This is a genomic window from Methanohalobium sp. (genome assembly GCF_018609725.1).
Classification (GTDB): domain Archaea; phylum Halobacteriota; class Methanosarcinia; order Methanosarcinales; family Methanosarcinaceae; genus Methanohalobium.
The window spans coordinates 1-12,538 of the sequence record NZ_JAHENT010000015.1 but is presented as its reverse complement, the minus strand read 5'-3'; the positions used below and the strand labels follow the sequence as shown (position 1 = coordinate 12,538).

17 protein-coding genes are annotated in these 12,538 nt (G+C 36.8%); 10 read left to right on the top strand and 7 right to left on the bottom strand.

Features of this window, described 5'->3' with window-relative positions; translation table 11 throughout:
- Window positions 1-392: 392 nt before the first annotated feature.
- Window positions 393-581, top strand: coding sequence for a hypothetical protein (locus tag QZ276_RS00480; protein ID WP_292484276.1), 189 nt, complete (start codon window positions 393-395; stop codon window positions 579-581).
- Window positions 582-583: 2 nt separating this feature from the next.
- Here QZ276_RS00480 and QZ276_RS00475 read toward each other — a convergent pair whose 3' ends face one another.
- Genes QZ276_RS00475 through artA form a run of 4 tightly spaced genes read right to left on the bottom strand, consistent with a single transcriptional unit; the run spans window position 584 to window position 3,138 of the window.
- The gene (locus tag QZ276_RS00475; RefSeq protein ID WP_292484274.1) at window positions 584-958 is read right to left on the bottom strand and encodes a dihydroneopterin aldolase family protein; all 375 of its coding nucleotides are present in this window, start codon (window positions 956-958) and stop codon (window positions 584-586) included.
- A gap of 18 nt (window positions 959-976) precedes the next feature.
- Entirely contained in the window at window positions 977-1,660 is a 684-nt protein-coding gene (locus QZ276_RS00470; RefSeq protein WP_292484273.1) for an archaetidylserine synthase, read from the bottom strand.
- Window positions 1,657-2,304 carry a phosphatidylserine decarboxylase gene (locus QZ276_RS00465; RefSeq protein ID WP_292484271.1) on the bottom strand — a complete coding sequence of 216 codons (648 nt, stop codon included), beginning with the start codon at window positions 2,302-2,304 and terminating at the stop codon, window positions 1,657-1,659. The genes QZ276_RS00470 and QZ276_RS00465 overlap by 4 nt, the downstream gene beginning before the upstream one ends.
- Complete coding sequence (gene artA, locus QZ276_RS00460; protein ID WP_292484270.1) at window positions 2,305-3,138, bottom strand: archaeosortase A; 834 nt, start codon at window positions 3,136-3,138, stop codon at window positions 2,305-2,307. It abuts the gene before it with no gap.
- A gap of 207 nt (window positions 3,139-3,345) precedes the next feature.
- Here artA and QZ276_RS00455 point away from each other — a divergent pair, with 207 nt between their 5' ends.
- The 4 genes from QZ276_RS00455 to priL all read left to right on the top strand — a co-directional run bounded on the left by QZ276_RS00455 (window position 3,346) and on the right by priL (window position 5,981).
- Entirely contained in the window at window positions 3,346-3,762 is a 417-nt protein-coding gene (locus QZ276_RS00455; RefSeq protein WP_292484269.1) for an NUDIX hydrolase, read from the top strand.
- Window positions 3,740-4,051: a transcription factor S gene (locus QZ276_RS00450; protein ID WP_292484267.1), complete on the top strand. Its 312-nt coding sequence runs from the start codon at window positions 3,740-3,742 to the stop codon at window positions 4,049-4,051. The genes QZ276_RS00455 and QZ276_RS00450 overlap by 23 nt, the downstream gene beginning before the upstream one ends.
- Window positions 4,052-4,179: 128 nt before the next feature.
- The gene (locus QZ276_RS00445; protein WP_292484266.1) at window positions 4,180-4,917 is read left to right on the top strand and encodes a DNA polymerase sliding clamp; all 738 of its coding nucleotides are present in this window, start codon (window positions 4,180-4,182) and stop codon (window positions 4,915-4,917) included.
- Between the two features lie 14 nt (window positions 4,918-4,931).
- Window positions 4,932-5,981, top strand: a complete 1,050-nt coding sequence (priL, locus tag QZ276_RS00440; protein ID WP_292484263.1) for a DNA primase regulatory subunit PriL — start codon at window positions 4,932-4,934, stop codon at window positions 5,979-5,981.
- Here priL and QZ276_RS00435 read toward each other — a convergent pair.
- Window positions 5,978-7,300 carry a cobyrinate a,c-diamide synthase gene (locus tag QZ276_RS00435; protein WP_292484261.1) on the bottom strand — a complete coding sequence of 441 codons (1,323 nt, stop codon included), beginning with the start codon at window positions 7,298-7,300 and terminating at the stop codon, window positions 5,978-5,980. The two genes, priL and QZ276_RS00435, sit on opposite strands and share 4 nt — an antisense overlap.
- Before the next feature lie 83 nt (window positions 7,301-7,383).
- Here QZ276_RS00435 and moaA point away from each other — a divergent pair, with 83 nt between their 5' ends.
- Both moaA and QZ276_RS00425 read left to right on the top strand, forming a co-directional pair.
- Entirely contained in the window at window positions 7,384-8,325 is a 942-nt protein-coding gene (gene moaA, locus QZ276_RS00430; RefSeq protein ID WP_292484259.1) for a GTP 3',8-cyclase MoaA, read from the top strand.
- A 20-nt stretch (window positions 8,326-8,345) separates the two neighbouring features.
- Window positions 8,346-8,498: a hypothetical protein gene (locus QZ276_RS00425; protein WP_292484258.1), complete on the top strand. Its 153-nt coding sequence runs from the start codon at window positions 8,346-8,348 to the stop codon at window positions 8,496-8,498.
- A gap of 6 nt (window positions 8,499-8,504) precedes the next feature.
- Here the strand turns inward: QZ276_RS00425 and surE are convergent, their stop codons facing one another.
- Window positions 8,505-9,293 (bottom strand): 5'/3'-nucleotidase SurE, encoded by a 789-nt coding sequence (gene surE / locus QZ276_RS00420; protein WP_292484256.1) that lies wholly within the window; start codon window positions 9,291-9,293, stop codon window positions 8,505-8,507.
- Window positions 9,294-9,528: 235 nt separating this feature from the next.
- Between surE and QZ276_RS00415 the strand changes: the two genes are divergently transcribed.
- A complete protein-coding gene (locus QZ276_RS00415) occupies window positions 9,529-10,209 on the top strand; it encodes an FkbM family methyltransferase (RefSeq protein ID WP_292484254.1) in 681 nt (226 codons plus the stop codon).
- Window positions 10,210-10,211: 2 nt separating this feature from the next.
- On the opposite strand, the gene QZ276_RS00410 is transcribed toward QZ276_RS00415, so the two are convergent.
- Entirely contained in the window at window positions 10,212-11,006 is a 795-nt protein-coding gene (locus tag QZ276_RS00410; RefSeq protein WP_292484252.1) for a redoxin domain-containing protein, read from the bottom strand.
- A gap of 495 nt (window positions 11,007-11,501) precedes the next feature.
- Here QZ276_RS00410 and QZ276_RS00405 point away from each other — a divergent pair, with 495 nt between their 5' ends.
- Entirely contained in the window at window positions 11,502-11,684 is a 183-nt protein-coding gene (locus QZ276_RS00405; protein ID WP_292484251.1) for a helix-turn-helix domain-containing protein, read from the top strand.
- Window positions 11,685-11,735: 51 nt separating this feature from the next.
- Window positions 11,736-12,538 (top strand): transposase (locus QZ276_RS00400; RefSeq protein ID WP_292484250.1); only part of this gene is annotated, 803 nt, incomplete at its 3' end.

Here is a 12,538-nt window from a genome sequence, read left to right as displayed (position 1 = left end):
AGAGCTTGTCCGACAATTAATGTCAAAGCTAATCTTTTCCACAAAAAGAACTACCAAATAACAAAAATCATCAATCCTAACTGTTTCTATTATATCAAGCGGTAGCATCCGTATCTGGTTTTTGGATGATTGGGTAAATGCTATTAATAAATAAATTAATCTTTGATCTACATTTATCTTACTGATAAATAAAATAAATTGATAATAATGAATTGTCGGACAGCCTGTTTAGTCGTGGGAGAGCAGTCAGAAGAGTGGACTGTCTCTTTATAATTTGTGGATACAAAGGGTTTGCAAAAAAGAGATTATTTTACAGGAAACTGAAACAATTGGACAAAACTTAAATATCAAGATAAAAATTCTGACCTGATAAAAGAGTTTATATTAAAGGGATGATTAACATCTACACTTATGTAACAGATTTTTTAAAATATGCAGGTTTTATAATAGTAGGGTTTATTACATTCATGATAAGCATAGTTTATCTGGGTTCAATTTCTCAATTAGGTGCAATTTCAGGTTTTGCTGTATCCACTGTGATGCTGTATGCAGGCATAAGGAAAATGGAGTTAAAAAAATGAATTTATTCAGGACTGGCATCAATCCTGTCAATCTTCATCAATGGATAGTTCAGTTTTTCATCATATTTGAGTGATACCTGTGCTTCTGTTTCTTTATATGATACATCCAGAGCAACATCCAGCATACATCCCTCAAGTTCACAGTATCCAAATTCACCGTTTAACTTTGAGCGAACCATATCCCTGTTGATGGCGACTTTTATGTTTTTGACATAAGGCTGGACTGATATGCTTTGAGATATTGCTTTTTCAAGACTATCAACGGTTTCAAGATTTAGAGGCGACCCTGTAAATTGATGGTACAATGCTCCGAGTTTAATACCTGCCTCAAATACTGCCTGTTCACTGTTGCTGATTGATTTATTAGAATCGTTCATTTTAACCACTTTTGTTTTTTATTTATCATAATATTCTCTGGGAATTTTCATTATCGGTGATTCGAGATACAAGAGCATCAGCAGTATTAAAATGGTTGATAAAATATGTGTGATTTCGATATTTATAAAATATGACCCAACTATTAGTATAAAAAATACAAACCCAAAAGCAAGCGTTTTCATTCCTCTGATTTTTGGATAGGTGTAAGTGCTTATCATAAGAATTGAAAGAATTAATGTTAGAATAATTATGGCTGATGAGAATATATATTTTTGATAAATCAACAAATACGATGCAAGTACAACACCTGAGGCTGTAATGGGCAAACCCTCAAAATCCTTAATGTTGTTTATTTTGGTACTAAACCTTGCAAGCCTTAATATCCCGGATATAAAATATACAAATACTGTACCCAATATAATGTATGGAAACTGAGAGCTGTAAATGGTGTAGATAATAACTACAGGAGCTGCACCAAACGAGATGATGTCTGCCAGAGAATCCAGATGTTCTCCCAGTTCCCCACTCCCTATATATCTTGCAATAAATCCATCAAGACCATCAGCAATTGCTGCAGAAAGTATTAAAACAGCTGCAAGGTGATGGTTGTTGCCTAAAACAGCAAACATTGCTGATATACCGAATAATGCATTTGATATTGAAATAAGGTCTGGAATTTTAAGTGTCTGGAATATATTCATCTGTATCCTCGGTTATCGGTGCTGTCTTTGTTGTTTGAATTAATCTTTGCTATTATTGATTCACCTGCGGTAACCTTATCTTTGATGTTGCATACTATATCAAAATTATCTGGAACAGTGACATCTACCCTTGATCCGAAACAAATCATACCTATCCTTTGACCCTGGGAAATCAATTTCCCTTCATCAACATATGTGATGATCCTGCGTGCTATTAATCCTGCAATCTGGGTTACTTTGGTGTTGCCATATTCGGTTTTTATCGTTATTTCGTTGCGTTCATTTTTTTCTGAATCCTTATAAAATGCAGGTAGAAAACTACCCTTTGTATAATTGGTTTTGATAATTTCCCCTTCCAGAGGTGTACGGTTTACATGGACATCATTAAAATTCATAAATATACAGATTGTACGGTTGCGGATATCGATTACCTTGCCGTCGGCAGGAGAAATCATACATTTATTGCACTTTTTTGGATGCCTTACTGGGTCTCTGAAAAACCAGATAAAAAATACTGTTGCTGCAATTCCCGCGTAGGATACAATTTGCAGGTAAAAAAGGTTCAACAAATAGGATGCTACACCTGTAAATATGGTGAACAGGGCTATCGGTATTATCTTTGATATTGACCCTTTTGCAAGCATTTATTGGTTTCCTACAATTTTATTTAAAATAGCCTGTGCCTGGTTGTTTATAATTTGCCATAAGCCTTCTATTAATTCCAGAAGTTCAGGCAGAATGCGAAGTACAATAAAAGCAATCACCAGCAAAACCACTCCTGCACCTGATTTAGCAATGACATGATGGGCTATATCAAAACTGTTGGGACCAAACCATTGATGTGCATAGGCAACCACAACAAAAACGTCTCTAAAAAGGTTTAATCCGTATATAACAGGAACTGATACCATAAAGGCTGTAAACAATTTTTTTATCGGGGCTGTTACAGCAATAATTAACCCTGTAAACAGAGCTATACTTTCAATCGCAGTACATGCAAGTATGATTTTTACTGTATAACCATTAAGAGTTATAAGGTTCCATGATGTCATCTCAGCAGGGTAGCCCAGTGTATGAAGAATCCATACTACCTGCTGTGTAACAACCTCAATTAACCATTCATTTAGAACAGGAATTTGGGAAAACGGAAAATAGAAAACCGATCCGAGAGCTGTTGCGATTGTAGCCATTGTTGTGACATCTGTAGAGCCCGAGGTAAATGTTGCTTCACCTGGTAACATTCTGTATTCTTTTATCATTGTATAGGATAGTAGAATACAAAAAACACCAATACCGATTGTTAATATGACATTAAAATAGTCGTTAATCTTTATATAATGCAGTGGCTGTAAAAACCAGTGAACAGAAAACACTAGCCATCCTGTGCCACCTATCGCTTTATGTATTTTGTATTTCTCGGTGATGATTGATGATGCAACCATCAGTGAAACTGCAATCCAGAGTATGTTTTCTATCATTATCAGGCACCAATAAATAACAGTTTTTTATTTTTATATACAAACTGTATTGTATTAATTTTTACCGTAGATTATAAAAAGTATCCAATATATATGATTACTGTATCAAACATCATACCTTTTCTGGTAATTATTGGAATTGAATATTGAATTGAAATTACACTACAAATAGATTTTCATATTTTCAAACTATCAGTGATTTACAAAATGATACCAGAGACACCTAAATTAACAGTTGATGCCGTAACAATCTTAAATGGTAAGATTGTACTGGTCAAAAGAAAAAACCCGCCATATCAGGGAAAATTTGCACTGCCGGGTGGTTTTGTAGAAATAGGTGAAACCACTGAAAATGCAGTCAAGCGCGAATTAAAAGAAGAAACCGGGCTATCAGCAGAAATTGTTAAATTGCTTGGTGTGTATTCAGACCCTGAGCGAGACCCCCGTGGTCATACTGTATCGGTGTGTTACCTTTTAATAGGAAATGGTGAACCTGTAGCAGACACAGATGCTAAAGATATAGAGGTTTTTGATATTACAAAGATACCAGAACTGGCGTTTGATCACAATAAAATAATAAATCAGGCAACGGAGGATATATATGGAGTTCTGTCCAAAATGTAAAAGTTTAATGTTCCCAGTAGATAATACAATGAAATGCAGGAAATGCGGTCATATAAAAGGAAGCGGTAGCAGTGATACGTTTGTTTCAAGAACTGAAAAGGAAAACCGTGAAGTAACTGTACTGGAAGGCGAGGTTGACCAGGGGCTTCCCACAACAGAAGCAAAATGTCAGGAATGTGGTCATACCGTCGCTTACTGGTGGCTTAGGCAGATGAGGTCTGCAGATGAGTCAGAAACAAGGTTTTTCAAATGTACCAAATGTGGTACAACATGGAGAGATTACGATTAATTTTTATAAACCTTTTTAAAGTATAATTTACCTGAGTAACGTAGGTGTCGGACAAAATAAGGAAGTTTATATAATAGTTGATTTATAAAGAAATTGTAGTTTTAAAAATATCTTGATGGAGACCCAAAATGTTCAGGGCAACGATAGATGCTTATCTTTTAAGAGATTCGGTAGAAATATTGTCAGTACTTGTGGATGAAATCAGACTCAGAACATCATCCGATGGAATATCTGTGAAGGCAGTTGACCCGGCTAATGTGGCAATGGTAACTTTTAATCTGGATTCCAGTGCATTTGATGATTTTGAAGCAGATGAAAGTGAAATCGGACTGGATCTTACAAAAATCAGTGATATTCTGGGAGTAGCAGATAAAAACGATAAAGTTTCCATGGAACTAAATGAAAATTCACAGAATATGTCGATAAACATAGGGTCGTTTTCCTATACATTGTCTTTACTGGATCCTTCTACCATACGCTCTGAACCCAAAATACCACAACTTGAGTTGCCTGCTGAAATCATTTTAAACGGAACTGACCTGCGCAGAGCTGTTAAAGCCGCTGAAAAAATCAGCGACCACATGCTTCTTGGTGTAAATGACGATGTATTCTATATGGAAGCAGAAGGCGATACAGATAAAGTGCGGCTTGACCTAGCACGCGACCAGTTAATAGACTTAAAACCGGATGATGTAAGGTCATTGTTTTCACTGGATTATCTGTCGGATATTGTAAAACCAGCATCCAAATCAAATGAAGTTGTCCTTGAAATCGGTCAGGATTTTCCGATAAAAATAAACTTTGAAATTGCAAATGGTACAGGAAAAGTTGGTTACCTTCTTGCACCAAGAATCGAATCCGAATAAAATCTGTAATGCATATGGACAGCAAATCCCTTGCTTTATATCCATTTGTTACTGAAGCTTTCAGTTATGTGGAAACCCTTGGATTTTCACTTGAGAGATTGCTGAATTCACGTGCACTGGATTCAGCACGTTTTCGTGGAAAAGAGCGTGTACTCCAGTCAATTGAAGATGGGGAGATACAAAAACCAGGACTTAGTGGTTCTGGAGAGGAGAAAACATTTCTGGAATTACTCTCCTACCCATTTTCCAGAATCCTTGTGTCCTGTATTAATGATTCTTATCTTATAAGGCGCTATGCTCTTGCAGAAGCAGAATCCGCGTCAAAACTGCTTAAAACAGAAAACAAAGATTTTCTGGTAGAGATTGCAAATGATTTTAATGTTTCTATAACTCCTTTTGATTCTCATTTTGCAATGCATTTTACGGATTATATAAAACTTGCAAACACCATGAAGGATTTAAAATGGAAACTTGTTAACCGAAGATTAAAACGGGGGTATGTCCATATTACCCACGAGGAAGTAGCCCGCCTTTTGCAGGAAGCCATAAGAGACCGCATTCAGAATGCACTTCCGCTGGATGTATCCTCTGAAGTCTGTAATACCTGTAATTCTCATATTGACGAGATAAAAGAGGTTTTACAAAACCGCAAGAGTGATATCAATATCGATGATATGGGAGAAGTGGACACTGAATCGTTCCCACCCTGCATATCAAATGCTATTTCAGGTGTCAGTACAGGAGCCAATCTTGGACATTCCATGAGGTTTGCGTTAACTTCATTCCTGTTAAATGTGGGGATGACTGTTGATGAGATAGTGGATATGTTCAATGTCTCACCTGATTTTGATGAGGAAAAAACCCGTTACCAGATAGAACATATTGCCGGTTCATCGGGTGCGCCCTATACACCTCCGTCCTGCCAGACGATGAAAACCTACGGGAACTGTTATGGTGGTGATGAGTTCTGCCAAAAAATAAAACATCCACTGAATTATTACCGTAAAAAATTATATAAAAAGGCAAAAAAGGAAAAAGAAAAATCTCAGCAACAGGATGGTTAACGTCTGCTGTATTTTCTGCACATGTCCACGAATTTATTTACAGGAAATGTTGCAGGATGGGCATGCATATAACTGGCTATTGAGTTGTGTTCTGAAAGGCCATCTTTTCCGTCTTCTATCCCTTTTCCACGTATCATTTCGTATTCCAGTTTGGCATCTCTGGAACATTCAGTTATAGAGTAATGAAATTCATGTCCAAGAAGCGTTCCGTTGATAAATTCTCCATCGGCTTCTGCTTTTGTATGCCCGAGTGCTTTGAGTTTGTTAGTCATCCGGGTTTTTGCAGGGAATAAGTCAGCCATTTTGTATTCAACATCATCAATTTCATAGGAACTGCAAAGATACTGCATACCACCGCATTCTCCATAGATTGGCATTCCGTCTGCAGCAAGATTTTTCAACCCACTGGTTGTTTTTGATTTTTCAAGGTCTTCTATGTAAAGTTCCGGATAACCACCGCCCAGATATATACCATCGACATCCGGGAGTTCTCCCTTTACTGGGCTGAAGAATTTGATTTCAGCACCGCACTGTCTGAATGAATCCAACATATCCTGATAGTAGAAACAAAAAGCTCCATCCATACCCACACCTATGGTGACATCGGGTTCTTTATTTTCAATTGTCCCTACACTGGTCACTGGTTTTGCAGGTTCTCTTGCAAGTGACATTACAGAATCAAGGTCGATGTTTTCCTCTATAAATTCTGCCAGTTCGTCCAGATTATGGTCTTCTTCTGATGCCATATGAAGCCCGAGATGCCTTGACGGTACGGAAACATTCTGGTTTTTGGGCAGTGCTCCAACAACTGGAATATCAGAAGGCAGAGCGTCTTTTATCATTTGAGCATGACGCTGACTTCCAACTTTATTAAGAACCACACCTGCAACATTAACATCCTTGTCATATTCGGAATACCCTTTAAGAATTGCACCGACACTTCTTGACATTCCATGAACGTTTACAACAAGGATTACGGGTGCTCCGATAGTTTTTGCTACATGAGCGGAACTAGATATTTCAGTAGAATCCACACCGTCATATAGTCCCATGACACCTTCTATCACCGATATATCGGCATCATTTGAGGAATACTCGATGCTCTTTCTGATGTATTCTTCATCCATCATGTAGGTGTCAAGGTTTCTTGAGGATTTCTTGCAGATGGCGGTATGATGAGTGGGGTCTATATAATCAGGACCTACTTTATAAGGCTGAACTTTTAAATTTCGTTTTGAAAGGGCAGCCATTATGCCCATTGAAACAGTGGTTTTTCCTACTCCACTATGTGTTCCAGCGATAAGTATGGAATTTGTCATGGTTGCTGATTGAGTTTATTTTATATATAACAATTACCATTCACTGGTTTTTAATATTATAAATTCAATCTCTGTTAGAAAATATGGAAACCATGATGTTTTCACACTCGCAATGCAATAACCAAGAAGCTCTGGTGGACAGTTTTGGACGCAGGGTCACCAGTTTAAGGATATCTATCACCAATCGCTGCAACCTGAACTGTATCTACTGTCATCATGAGGGAAATTCCAGCAGCAAAAAAGAGATGTCTATAGACACCATATCTAAAATAGTTCATACTGCATCATGTTACGGGGTTAATAAAGTAAAATTCTCTGGTGGTGAACCGCTTGTCAGGGACGATTTTGAACAAATACTGGAGTCTCTGCCTCCACTTAAAGAAATTTCTGCCACCACCAACGGAGTATTACTTAAAGACTGTGCCCATGAATTAAAGGCAGCCGGTCTTGATAGGGTAAACATCAGCCTCGACACTCTTGAGCCTGAATGCTATCAGTTTATAACCAGCGGAAAGCAGGGTACGTTGGAACATGTGATTGAAGGTATAAAAGCATCAGTTGATGCAGGGCTGACACCAGTCAAGCTCAATGTAATACTTCTAAAGGGTATTAATGATACAAAAATTGACGAAATGATTGAGTTCATCCGCAGTTTCGATGGTAATGTAATACTGCAATTGATTGAATTAATGGATTTTGAATTTGAAGTATATCATCAGTACCGTGTAGATATTCAGGCTATCGAAAAAGAACTTGAAAGCCGTGCTGACGAGGTCAGAGTACGCAGTATGCACAGAAGGAAAAAATACATAATTGATTCTGCAGAAGTTGAGCTTGTTCGACCTATAGATAATACTCAATTCTGTGCCAACTGCAATCGGTTAAGAGTGACAGCAGACGGGAAACTCAAACCCTGCCTACTGGTTGATAACAATCTTGTTGATGTGTCAGAGGCATCATCAGAAAAGATGGATGAATTGCTGAAACTTGCAGTAAGCCGTAGAGTTCCATATTACAGAAAATAAATAAAGAACGGAGGTATAGAATGGACGTTGAAATAACAGTTGATGGAGAAGAGATACCAATCAATGAATTCGTGGAACAAATCATCGGGAACATGGTCGTTGGCGGTGTAGAATCATTGAAAGGCGTGGATGAAAACTGGAACAATATATCGATAAATATTGAAAAAGATTGATTTAATTTAGATAAGATGTTCAATTTCTGAAGGATGTACAGGTGATGTAGAATCCAGTGATATGGGTGTTACAGAAATGTGCCCGTTATGTACAACAGCATGTACATCTGACCCTTCTTTATCATCATTAATATGGTCTCCCGCTATCCAGTAATAGGCTCTACCGCGCGGGTCGTATCGCTCTTCTATTGACATAGTGAAAAATTTACGGGCAAGCTGTGTGATTTCAATTTCTGTATCATTTTCTGCCATATGCGGAATATTTACATTCAACAGGTCTACATTATCTGGAAGACCGTGCTGGATTACTTTTTTCGCTATTCTGTTGATGATGTTTTTTCCAACTTCAAAATCATGCTGGTAATCCCTTAAATCATCAAATTTTAACCCTTCATCAGTTACCTGTATTGATGCCGCGATTGCAGGTACACCATAACTTGCACCTTCAAGAGCAGCACCTATAGTACCGGAAGTTGTTACAGTATCTGTACTGATATTTTCACCAATATTAAAACCTGAAAGAAGAAGGTCTGGTTTTTCATCCATAAGTTTAAAAATCCCAAGAATTACTGAATCAGTTGGTGTACCTCCGATAGAATACGCTTTGACACCATCTATATTGGCTTTTGTAATTCTTAAAGGTTCAAAAAGAGATATTGAACGTCCTACACCGCTTTGCTGTACTGCAGGTGCTGCAATGGTTACATCTCCGAGATCTTTTATACTGTTGTATGCAGCACTGATACCCGCCGAATATACACCATCATCATTGGTAAGAAGAATTTTGTTAGACATTGGTCATCCACATTGTTTACTAATGTTTTATAGTTAATGGGATTTCAAAGGGAAAAAGTTTAAATCTTTTTCTACTTTGCATTATCAAATTAGAGTGATCAATTTGTTCAGTCTATCCTAATTTAGATTATAATCCTAACCTTTACACCATTACGACTAAATATTTAAATAGTATTATGTTTATTCGAGTGAAAATTTTATAATAACAGCAGTTTAAAAGTATCGGAATGCAACCATGCTGGACATAAAATACCTATTTAAAGATTTAATCAGAACAAGAAAGATTCAAAACTTTATAAACAATCGGTTAAAAGATGAATCCATCCTCTTTCTACCGAAAAATAATATAAAATATATCTGTACAAACGATGCGGTTTTTGCGAATAGTCCACTGCTTTACACTCTTATGCAGGTAGAAAGCGACTATATCTTTGATGATTTGAATCCTGATGATATTGTTCTGGATATAGGTGCAGGCATCGGTGCATTTTCTCTTAAAGTTCACCAGAAAGTAGAACACATCTACGCAGTAGAACCTTTATGGAAAAATGAATTGTCCAAAAACTGTGAATTATCAGGTGCTGATAATGTGACTATTCTACCCTATGCATTAAGCAGTGATGATTTATCCATAGAATATGAGGATAGGAAAGCAAAGGTAGAGGGTAAAACCCTTTCAGAGCTTAAAGAACTATGCGGCGGACATGTAGATTTTTTGAAAATGGATTGTGAAGGTGGAGAATGGAGTATAAAACCTCGCGAGCTTAAAGGTATCAGGAGAATTGAAGCCGAGATTCACAGTTTTAATGGTGAAAATATGAATGATTTTGTTAAAATGCTGGAATCAAATAATTTTATTGTCAGAAAGAAGAAAAATGCCTGTAATAATATGCTAATTCATGCATGGAAACTTTAAATTTAGTCTTCATATCTTTCAGAATATCTTTTCCTTTCTGTTTTGTCCTTTTTCAGGCAGAAATACCATTCAGGACAATATGACCCTTCTTCTTTAATTCTTTCTATTGCACTTTCATAGGTTTTTGGAGGAGGTATAATAAGGTCATCTCCGGGATACCAGCCCTCTGGTGTTTGAACATTTTCTTCATCGCTTTTTTGCATGGCCAATATTAAACGTTTGATTTCATCAAGATTTCGTCCATTAGATAAAGGATAATAATTGATTGCTCTAATAATTGCATGAGGATCGATTATAAAAACAGCTCTTACAGTGTGTGTACTGAAAGAATCTTTTGATTTACTTTTCCCAGTAGTGCTTAATTGCTCCATTACTTCTTCCTGAGACCACTTGGCTTTTGGATGAATCATACCGTATTTTTGGGCAACTTTCATGTTGAAGTCGTCTATAATCGGGAAATTAATGTCTATATTTCCATAGCCCTTGTATTTAATTTTGTCTCTTATGGATTTGAGCCATGTTATATGAGAATAAATACTATCAATGGATAAACCCAGTAGCTCAGTGTTTAATTCCTTGAATTCTTCCTGCATCTGTGCAAATTTTATGAACTCGGTTGTACACACAGGTGTAAAATCACCGGGATGGCTAAAAAATATAACCCATTTACCTTTATAATCATTTGGAAAATTAATTTCTCCAACAGTGGAATCTGCTTTGAATGCTGGTGCATCATCCCCTATCAGCGGCATGGAACGATAACCTGTTTCTTCCTGATTATTTTCATTTTCTTTCATATATTATTCACCGATACCAGTTTAGTGTATCAACAATCTGTTCCTTATGTAAGAAAAATAATTATCAAATTTGAAATAAAATCACTTACTGGTTTTTATTAATTCCCCTTCAATATCAATAAAGTGGTTTTTTTATGTATATTTTACGAGTCAACTACTCCTACCTTTTGAAAGGGAGACTCCTGCTTCATTGGTTGAAAGAATTTTAACTAAAAATTTGGAGTCTGTAGACATAAAATTTGAAAAAAAATTGAGGTAGGAATTGTTTTACGATGATGGGGCAACAGGGGTACGTGAAACGTGAAAGCCCACGAGTTTACTCGTGCTCCTTAAATCAAAGATTAAAGGATATCTTTAAACTTTGTTTAAAAAGTGATGAATCGTACCCCGCTGATGTCTGATTAACTATAGATTTTATGAGATAATCGCTAACAGTAGGTAAAATTTATAAAGTTTTAATACGTATAATCAGTACCGAGGGAATGGGTGGATTAGATGGTTCGTAAAGAAGGTCAAAACTGCAGGAATATGAGGTTCAGGATTCATCCTACTCCTGAACAGGAGGAAAAACTGGATGAAACCCTGGAATACTGCAGGTTGATCTGGAACCATCTTTTATCCATCAGAGTTGATTTGTACGAAATGTTCGGTCTGTCGGTATCTAAATCATCACTGTAAAGATACCTCAAGTATCTGGATTATCCCATCCATTCTTCAGTAAGACTGGATGTGTTCCAGAGATTATGTTTTGCCTATGACAAATTCTTTGATGATATCAAGAAAGGTAGATTGAAAAACACCAGACCTAAAAAAGGAAAGTTTGTTAAAAAGAAAGACGTTCCCTGTGGGAACAACTCCTCAGGATACATCAAATACGATGGAATCCTGCCTAAAGGCCATCCTAAATTCAAGAGTAAAGATGATTTCAGTAGTTTCAGCTACAAACAGCACGGGAACGGCTGGCATCTGGATGGGAACTGGTTATATTTATCCAAAATAACACAAAAATCGAATCCCATTAAGATCGACATTGATAGTTTGCCAGAAGGCGAACTGAAGACCTGCACACTCAAAAAAGAAGGCAAACAATGGTTCGCTTATCTAACTGTTGAACTACCGGATAATCCTTCTCCTAAAACACCAGAAAACGCTGTAGGTATAGACCTAGGACTGAAATCTTTCATAACAACATCAGACGATGATTTTGTCGAACCACCGAAATTCCTCAGGAAAGCCGAGAAGAGACTGGCTAAAGAACAGCAGAAATTGTCCAGGATGCAATTCAGATCAAACAATTATAATAAGCAGAAGCAGAAGGTGAACAGGATTCACAGGAAAGTTGCATCTGCAAGAAACCATTTTTCGCATTGTTTTAGTAAACTCTTGGTAGAGAGATATGACCTGATTGTGTTCGAGGATTTAAAAATAAAAAATATTGTTAAAAACAATAGATTAGCTAAATCAATATCGGATGTGGGCTGGAATAAACTGGTTCAACACGTAACATACAAAGCTACTGAAAGAGGCAAGTT